This is a genomic window from Burkholderia sp. LS-044 (assembly GCF_004803625.1).
Taxonomy (GTDB): domain Bacteria; phylum Pseudomonadota; class Gammaproteobacteria; order Burkholderiales; family Burkholderiaceae; genus Burkholderia; species Burkholderia cepacia.
On record NZ_SSWO01000023.1, the window covers coordinates 64944 to 80178 of the forward strand.

Here is a 15235-nt window from a genome sequence, read left to right on the forward strand (position 1 = left end):
AGATGATTTCTCGTGTTTTATAGTGTCGAGTTCAAAGCGTCAGGCCTTCGCGCTTCGCGATCATGCGTGTGATCGCTTCGGTCAGCACTCCTTTCAGGAGATTGACGAAAAGGCCGACGCCCAGGTAGAAGAGCGCGAGTTTCGGCAATGAAAACGGTGCGGCATGTGTTTCAGCGAGCTTCGTGATACCTGCTGCCACACCGAGCCAGACGAAAAGCTCACCGGGATTGCAGTGCGGAAACAAGCCAGTGATCGGATGACACAAGGACACTGCGGAATCGTAGAACGCGGGTTTGTGACGCTCTTCAAGGAAGACGCCGAACGTGTAGGCCATCGGATTGGTTAGAAAGAACATCGCGAGTAAAGGCAACAGCGAATATCGCGTCACGATGTTCTTCGAAAGGAAACGAGCTAATCCCTGAATCCGCTGCTCTCCCACCAGCGCGATGATCGTATAGACCGCGGTGAGCAGCACGATCAGTGTCGGCAAAATACCTGTAACAAAACCGACGAACGTCTTTCCGCCTGCGTTGAATACACCGATGAACGCCTCGGCGGCATGAGTAAGAAAATCCAGCGGATTCATGGTTGTCTCCTGATGAAGTTGTGATGTGCGACAGATGCGTGAATCAAAACAGCGCGGCGACCTGCATTCTTTACAGCGTTCGTCTACTCAATCACGGCACCGATAGGATGGCTGACGTTCGCGGTTCTGCAAGCCATGTCGAGCGCGCTGTGAAGCGCGTGCCTGAGACGCGGCGCAAGCGCTGAGGACGCCACATGTTGCTGAAACTCGCCGATCGACCCGCCGTTGAATCCGGAAAGCGCTTCAAAGCGAGCAAACACAGTCAGTCCGGACATGGCCAATACTTGCCTGACAATGAGATCGTCACTAATGACGACGATCGCAACCGCGCCGCGCCCGATCCGCGGCTTGAACGTTCCCACGCCGAGGAACCCGTCGCCCCACGTGCTCGCCGTCTTTCTGAGCGTGTCCCTGTAGTAGCGCATATGGACCCACCCGGCGATGAGCTGCAGCGCCCACGTAACCGCCAATGCCAGTAAACCAAACCGTACGAGTTCCATTGCGTGTCTCCTGCCTCGCGCGAGCTGCTTTAACAAACGGTACGAATCTGGCGGGCAATTTCGCGCCGCCATTTGAACAAATGTTTATTTGAATAATACAATTGTTCATTTTCGGGTAAATACGGGAAAACGCGACACGAAGCTCGTAGAAACGATTCTTCTAACAAAAACCCGAATTGACCTCGATCGGGAACACGAGACCCGAGATGTAGTGTGACGCATCCGAAGCCAGGAAGAGAGCGGCACGCACCGCGGCGGACATGCCATCCTCTCGCCTCGGGATCGATGGCAGCGGGGCCGGATGCAGCGTCGCTCCCCGTGAGACGCGGCGAAACTCATCGTAAGAAGGTACCGTTGGACAGACGGCATTGACGCGGATCCCGTCACCTTTCAATCGTTGCCCCAGTGCTTGGGATAGCTGACAGAGCGCCGCGGTACAGGCGCTCTGCCACGGCACGCACCAAGAATCGGCTTCGGCGGTCGGCGCGATATTGACGATCACGCCTCGCTTGACTCGCCGATACTGCGACGCCGCGGCATGGGCTATGTAAAGCGCAGCCTTGACGCACTCGGCGTACGCCTGATCGATTTCTCGTTCGGGAATCTCGAGATCGCCTCCCCCGCCCACCCGCGCGCAGCCGTTATGGACGACGATATCGAGCCTCCCGAATTCGAGAACGGTACGTTCGACCAGTTCGACCGCACGCCGCGCCGTGAAGATTTCCGGCGGCGTACCGTTGACATTCGCTTGACCGTCTCCCGTTTCACCCACCAGTTCGAGAGCGCGTGCCCGCTGCGTAAGCACCGTTGCGCCGGCGGTACGCAAGGCACGGACCACCTCGTCGCCGATCGGGGACGAGAGCCCCGTCACCAGCGCGATCTTGCCGTCAAGCTCCAGGTTCATGAATGGCTCCGCCTACCGTGACAGTTGCTCGCCGACGATACCGACCACATCAGCCAGCGCTTCGACGTGCGGCAAATGACCGATGTCCGCGAAGCGGTGCTGCGCAATCCGGCCAGGCAGGCCGTTCGTGTGCGTAATCGGAATGATTTTGTCCGACGCCCCCCAGACGACGCGAACAGGCATCGTCAGCGACGCGATGACCTCTCGCAGGTCGATCTTCTGCTGGCCGCCCGGGAAGAACGTATCTGCGATTGACGCAAGCGTCACACGTTTTGCCTCACTCGACAATTGCTGCTCTGCCGTCGCGATGAACGCGTCGTCGATCACACCGGGACGCGCGACCAATTCCCGCAGCCATCTCATAAGACTGGTTCGATCAGCGGCTTGCGTCAGCCCGCGCAAGAACGCACCGTTGCATTCGGTACCCAGCCCGGCCGGTGAAGCCAGCGTCAACGACGACACACGCACATGGCGCGAAGCGCTCAACGCAATCGCGATAGCCCCGCCGAACGAATGCCCGACGAGATGGCAGTGCGCGACATCTTCTGCCGCCAGCGTAGCGCCAATCGCGTCGACGATGTTCTCCAGCGATGCGGCAGCATCGGCCGGCGATTTTCCATGTCCGGGCAGATCGATCGACAGTACATCGAGATTCTTCGCAAGGCCGGCGTCGCGCAACGCATTGAAGAACGGGCGCCAACTATTCGCCTCGGCCCCGAATCCATGCAGAAACACCAGCGTCGCCGGGCCGCCGCGCTGCAGCCAGACCCGATTGAGCGCGCCTTGCTGGCTCGCGCCGGCCACCACTTCACGTGAACCACCGCGCCCAGCGGCGACAGCGCGCACGTCATTTTCGATAATCCGCCCATGCGGACCGGATCCCTGCAGGCTGCCCAAGTCGATTTCGCTTTCGCGAGCAGCCCGTCGAGCGGCGGGCGTCGCGCGAATCCGCCTGTCGCTGATATCACCCGGCAATGCTGCATCTGCGACGTCCGCGCGACGATGGATCGGGAGTTCAGCCGCAGCGTCAGGCTCGGCAACGCCTGATGCGGTTGTGCCGACGTCCTGCTCGATGACGGTCTCACCATTGGCATAGATCCATGCGATCACGGTTCCGACGGGGACCGTATCACCGACGCTGGCGGTAATCTGCCGGACCGTGCCGCTCGCCGGGGCCTCCACTTCCATCGTGGCCTTGCTGGTCTCGATGTCGAAGATCGGCTCGCCCTGCCTGATCGTGTCGCCGTCCTTGACATACCAAGCGGTAATCGTGCCCTCTGTCATGTCCATGTCGACGCGAGGAAGGATCACTTCGGTCGCCATCTCAGCCCCTCCGACCGACGATATGCCGAACCGCCTCGACGATGTCGGGCACCTGCGGCACGGCAGCCTTCTCGAGCTGCGGGTTGTAAGGCAACGGACAATCCACGCCGCCCAGCCGGACGATCGGTGCGTCCAGATAATCGAAGGCGTCGCTTTCGCAAACGATCGACGCGATCTCGGCGCCTATGCCCAGTTGCTGAACACCTTCGTACACACATACCAGACGCGAAGTCTTGCTTACGCTGTCGATGATCGCCTCGCGGTCGATCGGCCGGATGCTGCGCAGATCGATCACTTCCACGTCGATGCCTTCCTGCTGCAGCGCGTCTGCCGCTTCCAGCGAACGCACGGTCATGATCGAAGTCGCGACGATCGTGACATCCCGCCCCTCGCGGCGAACGACGGCCTTGCCGATCGGCTCCACATAGTAGCCCTCCGGCACGATGCCCTTGCTCTTGTACAGGAGCTTGTGTTCGAAGATCATCACCGGATCGGGATCCTCGAGCGCAGCAAGCAGTAATCCCTTCGCGTCATGGGGCGTACTGGGTTGCACCACCTTCAATCCGGGAACGTGCGCGAACCAGGCCTCGAGGCTCTGGCTGTGCTGGGCTGCGGCACCCGTCCCGGAACCGGCCGGAAAGCGCATCACAACCGGCACCGAGACTTCTCCGCCCAGCATGTAACGCATCTTCGCGGCTTGGTTTACGATTTGTTCCATCGCAAGCGTTGCGAAGTCCGAAAACTGGAATTCGTAGATCGGCCGGCAACCGGTCATGGCCGCACCGACCGCAATGCCGGCGCCTGCCAGCTCCGCGATGGGCGTGTCCATGACACGTTCCGCACCAAAGCGCTGAAACAGGTCACCGGTCACCTGGAACGCACCGCCGTAGACTCCGATATCCTCGCCCATCAGGAACACGCGCTCGTCTCGCTCCATTGCGATGCCCATTGCCTCATGAATCGCCTGAGCGTAAGTCAGTTCGCGCTGGTCACTCATGGTCGTTCCCCCCGTTCTCCGTATATACATAGCGCGTCAACTCGGCGATGTCCGGTGCCGGGCTGTTCTGCGCGTAGTCCAGACCCGCCTTGATTTCTTCCTCGACTTCCGCGTGGATTGCTTGCACCGCTGCGGCATCGATCAGCCCAAGCTCCACCAACTGCCGCTCGAATTTCGCAATGGGATCCCTTGCGCCCCAGGACTCGATCTCTTCGCGGGTGCGATAGCGGTTCCGGTCGCTCTTGGAGTGGCCGCGAATGCGGTATGTCTCGCACTCGATGAGTGTCGGCCCCTCGCCTTTTCGTGCACGCTCGATCGCGCCTTCAGCCGCCGTCAACACGTCGCCGAAGCTGTTGCCGTCGACAGTTACGCCGGGCATGTCATACGCAGCCGCGCGCTGCGAGATCCGACTGACGGCCGTCGAACGTTCGACCGACATCGACATGCCGTACCGGTTATTTTCACAGACGAAAATCACCGGCAGCTTCCAGATCGCGGCGAAATTCAGCGATTCATGGAACGCACCTTCATTGTTCGCGCCATCGCCGAAAAAACACACCACAACCGAGTTCTTGCGCTGCTTCTTGATCGACAGCGCCGCGCCGACCGCAATAGGCAAGCCTCCCCCCACGATACCGTTGGCGCCGAGATTTCCGCGGCTCACATCCGCGATGTGCATCGAACCGCCCCGCCCCCGGCAATACCCCGTCTCCTTACCGAAGAATTCGGCGAACATGCGTTTCGGATCTGCACCTTTGCCGATGCAGTGGCCGTGCCCCCGATGCGTCGACGTGATGTAGTCATCATCGGTCAGGAGCATCGTCATCGCGATCGCGGAAGCTTCCTGCCCGATAGACAGGTGCATCGTCCCGTGAATCAGCCCACGCATATACGCCTGCTCCGCGCTCTCCTCGAATCGACGCACGAGTTGCATCTTCTTCAGCGCGTCACGCAGCGCTTGCACCGAGACATGCCGATAGACTTCGGGCATTCCTTCGATCTTCTCTGCAACGAATCCCATCATCTTCTCCTCAAGCGGCGGCACGCGCACCGCGGACCATTTCGTCCTGGCGCTGGCGCAGTTTGACGATCGGTGCGTTCGCGTCGACCGCGGCGTTCTGGTACGTCAGCAATTCGCCCTTGCGGATCGCTTGGGTGACGGTGCCGCCTTCCAGCAAGCCACATGGAACCGCGCGCTGCGCAAGCGCGTCGTCCGCCGCGATGGCCCACGCGCGGTACGTAAATTCGCCGATCGCGTCGAGTCGGTCACCGACTTTCAGGTCTCGCTTCGCCACCGCGCAAACCTCGACCACCGGAACGGGGAGCGGCCGCATGTCGGCTTTGCCGTACAGGACGGCGCGCGCGCAACTGAGCGGAACCTCGAGACTCGTCAGGTGATACGGGCGATAAAACGTGTAATACGGCCCCTTGCCGAGCTTGAGGTCTGCCATGCGCTCGCGCAGGCGAGGATGTGCAAGTTCGGCAACGACGAATACCCCGGGCGCGACGCCCTTTCCGATGGTGTAATCGACTACACCCTTTTGGGTGAGGATCCCGCCGTCCGCCACCGGACAAAGCACCTCATGCAGTTGGTCGAGCGTGGCCGCGGGACCGTGCATGCCGGCGACATCCGGAATCAGCCCGGTCGCATTTCCGATCGCCGCCATTTCGACCGCGGTCTTCGAACCGTCGACAAACTCCACCAGCATGCGCGGATTCATGTTGCGCGCCTTGGCTTCGGCCATGTAGTCGTCCGGTGTCGCGTCGATATTCAGCGGGTTGTTCTTGCCCTTGCCCGCGGCAACGATCGGATAACCGAGCGCGCTGACGAAATCGATCAACTCGATCGTCGAGCTCGGCTCATCGCCAGCACCCAGCGTGTACACGACGCCCAGCCGCTCCGCTTCACGACGCAGGTATGCGCCGATGGTCACATCGGCTTCGACGTTCATCATCACGAGATGCTTGCCGTGCTCCATGGCCAGCAGCCCAATCTGCGCGCCCACCGCCGGTTTGCCGGTCGCATCGATCACCACGTCGATTTGATCGTTGGTACAGATCGCATTCGAGTCTTGCGTGATGGCGATCGATCCGGCCTCGATCGCCTGCGAAATCCCCGAGCCGGTCCCGACGACGCGATAGCCTTCGTCCGCCTGATTGGCGACTCGAACCGCTTCGCATGCGGCGTCGACACGGAGGTCCGCGATCGCGCCGATCTCAAGACCTTCCATTTGCCGGACCTGGGTCACGATGTCCGTGCCCATTTCGCCGGAGCCGATCAAGCCGATTCGGATAGGTCTGCCCAATTGGGCACGAGCTTTGAGGTCGGCCGCCAGGCCGCTGGGAATGATGTTGAGCATCGACGATGTCTCCTGGGTAGTGACGCGCGCTTGCGCAGGCATGTGCCATTAACCCGCGTCTGCAACCTGGATCGCCGCGACATTAAGTGCACATTTGTTTTTTACAATAGCACTTTGTTCATAAAAGGTACAAGCAACCGAGCGGCAAAAAGCGCGCAGCTAGGGTTATTCCTAGCGCGCAAAAATCTGGGGTCTGATAGAGAAGGAGTCGCGCCGCAGGCTCGCTGACGCGAGTGCCAACCCAGCGGCGAGCACTGATACAGACGTTGATGCGGCGCAGCATCGCTGCCGTCGCCGCGAACGAGGGAGGGTGAGAGAGCGCGCTTCTCTCGGCAGAAGTGATGAGCGCGGAGTGCGGAAAGGTAGCGGCGACCTTTCCGCTCGAAGGTTAGTCCGCGAGTTTCAGCAAGTCCGCCGCGGCGTATTGATCGGTGATCAATACGGACGGACGCAATAACCTCAGAGCGCCGCCCAGCGCCGGCACCTTGCTGACGCCGCCCGCTGCAAGAACGCGCACCGGCACTTGCTTGACGATGTCGAGCGGCACGGACATCACACGCTCGTTGATAGGATGGTCAACTAGTTGTCCGTTGGCGTCGAAAAAGTTGAAAAGCAGATCGCCCACGGCACCGGCTTTGATCACTGATTCGCGATCAGCATCGCTGATGAACCGCGATCGATGCGCAGTTGCCTCCGGGCCGGTGCCCGCAGCGCCGAGCACGACCGCGTCAAGGGATCTCGCCAGATCGAAAATGTCCCGGAGGCCGCAGCGTTCGATGAGCGTGCGCCGGGTCTCCGGGCTGTCGACCACCAACGGCGCAGTCATCAGGTAGCAGTCCGCCTGATACAGCGTCGCGAAACGCCAAGCGAACTCGGCCGGGTTGAAATGTCGGGCTTTCATGATGCCGCCCAGCAGTGAAACTACCGAGACGTTTTCGACTGGGCGCTCACCCATGTACGACAGCGAACTGACAAGGGTGCGTCCCCAACCGACGCCGATTTTCATGTTCGACCGCACCATCGACGATACATATTCGCCAGCGGCAGCGCTCACCGGGGCGGTGGCATCCGCGTCTCGCGCTGACAACGGTACGACGATCGCTTCCGCGATTCCGAATCGCTCCTCGAGTTGCCGTTCGAGATCCACGCATTCGACCAGGCGATCACCAATCGAAATTTTTACCTCGTTTCGCTCGCGCGCAGCGGCCAGCAGGCGCACGACCGTCACCCGACCAATGCCGAGTTTCTGTGCGATCTCGTGTTGCGTCATCTCCTCCACGAAGTACATCCACGCCGCGCGCAGTCGCAGTCTGCGCGCAGGACTTTGTTCGTCGATGGCCTCTTCTCGGTGCTTGGTTCGGGCTCTCGGCACGCTTCCTCCCCTAAATTAACGTGATCAATGACACTGAACAAATGTGCTATCTTAACTTCAAATGTTTCATCCTCGAGGCAGCCATGGAACCCAAGTCATTGACGCCATCGCACATCGTTCAGGATCTCAGTCAGGTTCGCCTTGCATTGATGGATTGTGCGCGGCAACTTCGATACGCGGCGCGAAACGTCCCCGGCTCTGGGTCCGATTCTCAGCGAACCGCTAGCCACCGCGCGAACTTGCCGCCGTTGCCGCAATTTCTTGGCTCCGTCGGCCATATCGCGGACACACTGCTCGAAACGGCCGAAACGTATGCAGGTCATGCGATTCCCCCACTGCAGGATCACTGGAAAGCGCCGGTCAGCTTCGACGGCGGCCTGGAACGCATCATTCGCGATTCCGCGGATACAAAGCTGATCCGCCACTGCTCGGCACTTTATTACGCAGCTGCGAAGCGATTCATCCTGCACGCGGGTGCGACGGACGTCCTTATATTTGAACACCGCATCAATGACGCATTCAGCAGCCTGCGCGGCGCGCACAACGTGTTGAAAGGCATATCGGAAATCCAGGTCGAGGCGTCGCCGGATGAATTTTCCGACGATATCTGTCGTGCGTATTCCCGGCTCACGTTATCGCTAATCGACCGCCATCCGATTCGAAGCGCACGATTCGATGAATTGCCTGATGTCGTCGCGCCGTGGTGGCTGGTATCCGAGCCGAACGTATATGTTTTTCTATTACTCGGTATCACCGGGTGCGCAAGAATTGTTCAGCCTGAAGCGCTTCCGTCCGATCCCGACGCGCTGCTTCGCTTCGCGGCCGATCTCGTAGGTGCTTCCGAGTCGCGAATTCGAGCGGCATTGCGATCGAAAAATCCGGACGACGCGATGCAGCGCGAGTTTTCCAGAATTGTCAGCTACCTGTGAAGTCAATGCGCCGGAGAAGCATCTTGGTAGACGAACACGAACCGATCGCAAGGTCCATACATCGCGTATGGCCGGCTCTCACCAAACTGTCATCTTGCAGACTGCTTCTTCAGCAGTATTGCGACGACTACTCAAAAAATTCCGGTGTGTTGCTCGAACTCGATGATCGACACTTCACACAAGCGTTCGTCGCGTGGACTCAAATCCTCGAAGACAGCGAGTTTTACCTACACAAGAACGCGGCTGACTATTTTCAGTTCTGCATCGGCGCGCTGCTCGCCGAACTATTGAAATTCAAAGCCGTCCGAGACACATCGGTGACCGTCATTCCACATAAGAAATCGAGCAGCGAAATTGCAGACTGGTGGCCGACAGGATTCGCACTGACTCATTTTTGCGTTGAGCTCGTCAAAAAAGTATCACGGCAGGAATGTGGAAAAGTCGTCGAACCGTCCGAAAAAATCGGACAGGTCAAGATCTGGCAATCATATCGCGAGAATTTGCTCGAAGAGCCGATGCTGGCCATTGCATATTTCGACGACTTCATGGGCATAACGCCAAACTGGCGCACCCCGTACTATGCTGGTCACCGCACGGCGGGGGTCGATTGATTCGTATGAGAATCGTGCAGTGCGCGCACGTCCACGGCGCACTGCACGGCTACGTTCTTTAGTGCCGACAACGAACATTTGCGGCACTCCGCCGCAAAAGCCGATCGAGACAATCGTCCATCGCCGTATTCCGTTCGCGACGGTCGGGGGGCTGTCGAATTCCGGCAATATCACTCGGCTCAGCCACAGATCGGCATATCGATCCTGCGTATCGTTGCCAAACTCGATGCCGCGAGTTTGCAGTAGCGGTTCGTCGCTTCGACCTTCTCTCGCAGCTCCGCATCGGTCAGTACGCGGACGATCCGTGCCGGCACGCCCATGACCAGCGCTCGTGCCGGCACCTCCATTCCCGACTTGACGAACGCGCACGCCGCCACGATGGCAGAATCTCCGACTATCGCGTCGTCCATCACGATGGCATTCATCCCGATCAGCGCGTTGCGCTCCAGACGTGCGCCATGTACCACGGCGCCGTGGCCGACATGAGACCGTTCACCCAGCAAACATGTCATTCCGTGCCCGACATGCAACGTACAGTTGTCCTGTACGTTGCTGTCCTCGCCGACACGAATGGCGCCAAAATCCCCACGTAGCGACGCTCCGGGCCCGATATAGCAACCGGCGCCGACGATCACGTCACCGATGATGCTCGCACTCGGGTGTACGTAAGCGGACGCATGAACGCGCGGGGCCACGCCTCGATATTCGTATAACGCCATGATCCGCTTGACTCCGTATCGATATGTTGTCTGGTCAGTTGGCGCAGATATCGGTGCCGCGCGTCTCGCGCAAGCACAAGACCCCAACGATTAGCGAAGCGGCCGCAATGACGATCGGATACCAGAGGCCGGAATAGATGTTCCCGTTTGCCGCGACGATCGCGAATGCGGAAGCCGGCAGGAATCCACCGAACCATCCGTTGCCGATGTGATATGGCAACGACATCGACGTGTAGCGGATCCGTGTCGGAAAATACTCGACGAGCATGGCCGCGATCGGCCCGTAGACCATCGTGCCGTAGATCATCAGGATCGCCAGCAGAAGGATCGCCATCGGCCAATTGATCTTGCCCGGATCGGCCTTCGCCGGATAGCCGTTATCGTGCAGCGCACGCTGCAGCGCCCGATCGAAATCACGCGCTTGCATAGCTGCGTCGGCGGCTTTTCCATCGTATGACGCAATGACGCTGCCGCCGACGACGATCGCGGCCCGCTCTCCCGGCGGCGCCGGTTCGTTACGGTAGCTCAGCCCGGCTTTCGATAGCGCACTCTTGGCGATATCGCATGAACTGGTAAAGGTCGCCGTACCAACCGGATTAAACTGGAACGAACACTCGAGAGGAGATGCCTTCACCACGATCGGCGCATTCCGTTGTGCCGTCTCCAGCGCGGGATTGATGAAGTGCGTCAGCCCCTTGAACAGGGGAAAGTACGTGGCGGCCGCCAGCGCGAAACCAATCAGGATGATCGGCTTGCGTCCGATCCGGTCGGACAATGAACCGAACACGACATAGAACGGAGCCGAGATCATGAGTGCGATGGCAAGGATCACATTCGACGTCGAACCCTCGAGCTTGAGCGTCTGCGTCAGAAAGAACAGCGTGTAGAACTGCCCCGTATACCAGACGACTGCCTGCCCCGCCGTCAGCCCGAACAACACGACCAACACCAGCTTGAGGTTCTTCCATTGCCCGAATGCCTCGGCTACGGGTGCCTTCGAGCGACTGCCCTCGGCCTTCATGCGCTCGAATGCCGGCGACTCGTGCAACTGAAGGCGGATCCACACCGATATCCCGAGCAGGACGATGGACATCAGGAATGGCACTCGCCATCCCCACGATGCGAACGGACCTTCGCCTGTCGTGGTTCGCACACCCAGAATGACCACCAGCGACAGGAACAGCCCGAGCGTCGCGGTCATCTGGATCCAGGCGGTCCATGCACCGCGCCGGTCATTCGGCGCATGCTCCGCGACATAGGTCGCCGCGCCGCCATATTCGCCGCCAAGCGCGAGCCCTTGAATCATCCGCATCGCGACAAACAGGATCGGCGAAGCGATCCCGATAGTGGCAAAGCCCGGCAGCAACCCGATGAGAAACGTCGAGCCGCCCATCAAGACGATCGTCACGAGGAACGTGTACTTGCGGCCGACAAGGTCGCCCAGACGTCCAAATACGATCGCCCCGAGAGGCCGCACCGCGAACCCCGCAGCAAAGCTCAGCAGCGTAAAGATGAATCCCGCGGTCGGGTTGACACCGGAGAAAACGTGCCTGCCAATGAACGTCGCCAGCGAGCCAGCGAGAAAGAAGTCGTACCACTCGAACACCGTACCTAACGAAGATGCGAAAACCACCCGTTTTTCGTCACGGGACATCCGCGACGCAGGCACTGCCACATTGACCGTTGACATATCTAGCTCCTCCAAACCAATGGATTCATCGTTGTTGTCTAACTTTCATTGCTGGACTTTATTGCGCGAGATTCCTCCATTGAAGCATTCACGATGAACCGGCACCGAAGCGTCGATGCACTCAGGTGCCGCACCGAGCGTCAGGCGATTCCGCCCATGCACAGATACTTGAGCTCGAGGTAGTCCTCGATGCCGTACTTCGATCCCTCGCGTCCGAGCCCGCTCTCCTTGACGCCGCCGAACGGTGCGACTTCGGTCGAGATCAGGCCTTCGTTGATGCCTACGATGCCGTACTCGAGCGCCTCGGCCACTTTGAGCACGCGGCCGATATCCCGGCTGTAGAAATAGGAAGCAAGACCGAATTCGGTGTCGTTGGCGAGCGCGATCGCCTCGTCGTCGGTACTGAACCGGAAAATGGGGGCGACGGGACCGAATGTCTCCTCGCGAAAGATCCGCATCGACGGCGTCACATCGGCAAGAATCGTCGGCTCGTAGTAGTTGCCGCGCTTCTGATGCCGCTTTCCGCCGACTACGACACGCGCGCCCTTCGATATCGCGTCGTCGACGTGCTCCACAACCTTCGCGACGGCATGCTCATCGATCAGAGGACCGATCGCGACACCGTCCTCGAATCCGTCGCCGACACGCATGGATTGCACGGCCGCCGACAGTTTTTCGACAAACGTGTCATACACGCCGTCCTGAACCAGCAGCCTGTTGGCGCATACGCAGGTCTGCCCCGCATTGCGATACTTCGACGCGATGGCACCTTTCACCGCCGCATCGAGATCCGCATCGTCGAATACGATGAACGGCGCGTTGCCGCCCAGTTCCATCGATGCCTTCTTGACGGTCGACGCGCATTGCGCCAGCAGAATCTTGCCGATTTCCGTCGATCCGGTGAACGAGACCTTGCGGACGATCGGGCTGGCCGTCAACGTTTCGCCGATCTCCGCCGCCGCGCCAGTCACGCACGAGATCACCCCCTTTGGTACGCCGGCACGCTCCGCCAGCACGCAGAGCGCAAGCGCGGAGAATGGCGTCTGGCTTGCCGGTTTCAATACCATCGTGCAACCAGCGGCCAGCGCCGGCCCGATCTTGCGCGTCAGCATCGCCGCCGGGAAATTCCACGGCGTGATCGCAGCGCACACGCCGACGGGTTGCTTCAGCACGACGATGCGCTTGTCGCGCGTATGCCCTGGTATCGTGTCGCCATAGGCACGCTTGGCCTCCTCGCCGAACCATTCCAGAAACGACGCGGCATAGGTGATTTCCCCACGACTTTCCGAAAGCGGCTTGCCCTGCTCAGCCGTCATGATCGCGGCCAAATCATCCTGATTCTCGACCATCAGTTCATACCAGCGACGCAAAACTGCCGCACGCTCCTTGCCCGTACGCGAGCGCCATTCGGCCAGCGCGGCATTGGCACCGTCGATCGCGCGCAATGTTTCATTTCGCCCCATGCGCGGCACCGTCCCGAGCGACTGCCCAGTCGACGGATTGCGCACGTCGATCGTGTCTCCCTGGTCGGCGTGAATCCATTCGCCTGCGATCAGGCACGCATTCCTCACCAGATCAGGATTCCGAAGTGTTACCTGTCCGCTCAATGAAATTGTCCACATCAATACTTCTCCAGTCAGAGGATAGCTGAAATGCGTCAGGCGTCACCGTGCTCGGCAGGTTGTACGGCTTCGCGCAATTTGAACCGCATGACCTTCCCAGATCCGGTCCGCGGAATTTCCGCCGTCACATGAATCGCGGACGGCACCTTGTAAGCCGACAGATGGAGACTGCAGTGCGCGAGCAGCGCCGCGACATCCACAGCGCCCTCGGCTCGCTCGACGACGAACACCACCGGCACCTCGCCGAGATGCGCATGCGGCATACCGACGACCGCGCAATCGTGAACGCCGTCGTACTCGCAGACCACCTCTTCGATCTCGGCCGGTGAGATGTTCTGGCCGCCCCGAATGATTACTTCCTTGAGGCGCCCCGTGATGGTGATATAGCCGTTCGCATCAAAGCGTGCCAAGTCGCCCGTGCGATACCAGCCGTTGCTCAATGCCGCATCGGTTTCCGTTGGCTTGTTCAGGTATCCCTTCATCACATTGGGGCCGCGAACGAGTAACTCGCCTTCTTCCCCGACACGGACATCGCGCAACGCAACAGGATCGACGACGCGCGCCGCTACGCCCGGCAGCGGCAGACCGCACGAGCCGAATACGCGCGCACCGGTCGGCCAGTTCATCGTGACCATAGTCGAGGTTTCGGTAATGCCGTAGCCGTCGAGCAGCTTTAGGCCGAACATGTTTTCGAATTCGCGATTCGTCGTGCCCGGCAGTATCGCACCGGCCGATACGCATAACCGCAGCCCGGGCAGCGAGCCGCCGCCGCTCGCCCGCGCGGATTCAAGCAGGTAGTGGAACATCGTCGGCACGCCGGGCATGACGGTAAAGCGCCCGTCAGACAGCAGCCGCGGGATTTCGCTCGACGAATACTTCTCCATCAGGTACGCGGTCGCGCCGACTGCGAGCACGCTCAGCACCGAAAAGTTCAGCGCATACGAGTGATAAAGCGGAAGCGCGCTCAATATGCGATCGTTGCCCGTCAGGCCGGCAATCGGAGCCCAACATGCGGCGGCGACCCACAGCATGCCGCGCGTCGACAGCAGGACGCCTTTGGGCTTGCCGGTCGTTCCCGACGTGTAGATCACGAATGCCGGATCGTCGACCGCGTCCGGATCCAGCGGCTCACTCGGGGCGCCGCGTGCCGTCGCGACTGCAAATGGCGTACCGACGACGGGCTGCGACGACCACGACACGGTCACGTATTCGTTGACCGAGCCAACCGACGCACCGACCGCGCGCAATTCCCGTTCGCGCGCATCGCTCGTCACCAGTGCCGTGCAACGTGCATCGTCCAGCCGATACTCGATCTCCGGCGAGGTCGCCTCGTGGTTGATCGGCACGGCGATCGCGCCGGCGCGGACGCAGGCGAGGCAGCTCACCGCCCATTCGACCGAATTCGGCAGCACGATGGCGACGCGATCGCCGGCCTGCACGCCCGCCCGCTGGAAGTGCGTCGCAAGGCGCGCCGTCATTGCGTCCAGTTCCGCATAGGTGACGGACGTACGTGCGTCCTCGAATGCGGTCTTGTCCGGAGTGCGCTCTTTATGGCGTTTGAGCAATTCGTGGACAGGCACAATAAGCTCGGTATGAATCACGTTTGTCTCCTCGAGCGTCGC

General features: G+C 60.3%; 14 protein-coding genes. 2 read left to right on the forward strand and 12 right to left on the reverse strand.

Features of this window, described 5'->3' with window-relative positions:
• Positions 1–31: 31 nt before the first annotated feature.
• From E9536_RS36900 to E9536_RS36935, 8 genes are all read right to left on the reverse strand, one after another.
• On the reverse strand, positions 32–586 hold the full coding sequence (locus E9536_RS36900) for a PTS glucitol/sorbitol transporter subunit IIC (RefSeq protein ID WP_062885851.1): 555 nt from the start codon (positions 584–586) through the stop codon (positions 32–34).
• Positions 587–669: 83 nt separating this feature from the next.
• Complete coding sequence (locus tag E9536_RS36905) at positions 670–1086, reverse strand: transcriptional regulator GutM (protein ID WP_168799615.1); 417 nt, start codon at positions 1084–1086, stop codon at positions 670–672.
• A gap of 160 nt (positions 1087–1246) precedes the next feature.
• Complete coding sequence (locus E9536_RS36910) at positions 1247–1990, reverse strand: SDR family oxidoreductase (protein ID WP_136472570.1); 744 nt, start codon at positions 1988–1990, stop codon at positions 1247–1249.
• Positions 1991–2002: 12 nt separating this feature from the next.
• The gene (locus tag E9536_RS36915) at positions 2003–3313 is read right to left on the reverse strand and encodes an acetoin dehydrogenase dihydrolipoyllysine-residue acetyltransferase subunit (RefSeq protein WP_125333406.1); all 1311 of its coding nucleotides are present in this window, start codon (positions 3311–3313) and stop codon (positions 2003–2005) included.
• Between the two features lies 1 nt (position 3314).
• Positions 3315–4310, reverse strand: a complete 996-nt coding sequence (locus E9536_RS36920; RefSeq protein WP_125333405.1) for an alpha-ketoacid dehydrogenase subunit beta — start codon at positions 4308–4310, stop codon at positions 3315–3317.
• The gene (locus E9536_RS36925) at positions 4303–5334 is read right to left on the reverse strand and encodes a thiamine pyrophosphate-dependent dehydrogenase E1 component subunit alpha (RefSeq protein WP_136472572.1); all 1032 of its coding nucleotides are present in this window, start codon (positions 5332–5334) and stop codon (positions 4303–4305) included. Before E9536_RS36925 ends, E9536_RS36920 begins: the two co-directional genes overlap by 8 nt.
• Positions 5335–5341: 7 nt before the next feature.
• Complete coding sequence (locus E9536_RS36930) at positions 5342–6670, reverse strand: homoserine dehydrogenase (RefSeq protein WP_125333403.1); 1329 nt, start codon at positions 6668–6670, stop codon at positions 5342–5344.
• A 388-nt stretch (positions 6671–7058) separates the two neighbouring features.
• Positions 7059–7958, reverse strand: coding sequence for a sugar-binding transcriptional regulator (locus E9536_RS36935; protein ID WP_077178949.1), 900 nt, complete (start codon positions 7956–7958; stop codon positions 7059–7061).
• 167 nt (positions 7959–8125) lie between these two features.
• Here E9536_RS36935 and E9536_RS36940 point away from each other — a divergent pair, with 167 nt between their 5' ends.
• Positions 8126–8971, forward strand: a complete 846-nt coding sequence (locus tag E9536_RS36940) for a hypothetical protein (protein WP_136472574.1) — start codon at positions 8126–8128, stop codon at positions 8969–8971.
• A 23-nt stretch (positions 8972–8994) separates the two neighbouring features.
• Positions 8995–9582, forward strand: coding sequence for a hypothetical protein (locus E9536_RS36945; RefSeq protein ID WP_136472576.1), 588 nt, complete (start codon positions 8995–8997; stop codon positions 9580–9582).
• Positions 9583–9761: 179 nt separating this feature from the next.
• On the opposite strand, the gene E9536_RS36950 is transcribed toward E9536_RS36945, so the two are convergent.
• The 4 genes from E9536_RS36950 to E9536_RS36965 all read right to left on the reverse strand — a co-directional run bounded on the left by E9536_RS36950 (position 9762) and on the right by E9536_RS36965 (position 15214).
• Positions 9762–10301, reverse strand: a complete 540-nt coding sequence (locus E9536_RS36950) for a phenylacetic acid degradation protein PaaY (protein WP_136472578.1) — start codon at positions 10299–10301, stop codon at positions 9762–9764.
• A gap of 34 nt (positions 10302–10335) precedes the next feature.
• The gene (locus E9536_RS36955) at positions 10336–11991 is read right to left on the reverse strand and encodes an MFS transporter (protein ID WP_136472580.1); all 1656 of its coding nucleotides are present in this window, start codon (positions 11989–11991) and stop codon (positions 10336–10338) included.
• 140 nt (positions 11992–12131) lie between these two features.
• Positions 12132–13613 carry an NADP-dependent succinate-semialdehyde dehydrogenase gene (gene gabD / locus E9536_RS36960; RefSeq protein WP_136472582.1) on the reverse strand — a complete coding sequence of 494 codons (1482 nt, stop codon included), beginning with the start codon at positions 13611–13613 and terminating at the stop codon, positions 12132–12134.
• A gap of 35 nt (positions 13614–13648) precedes the next feature.
• Complete coding sequence (locus E9536_RS36965) at positions 13649–15214, reverse strand: class I adenylate-forming enzyme family protein (protein WP_136472584.1); 1566 nt, start codon at positions 15212–15214, stop codon at positions 13649–13651.
• Positions 15215–15235 lie beyond the last annotated feature (21 nt).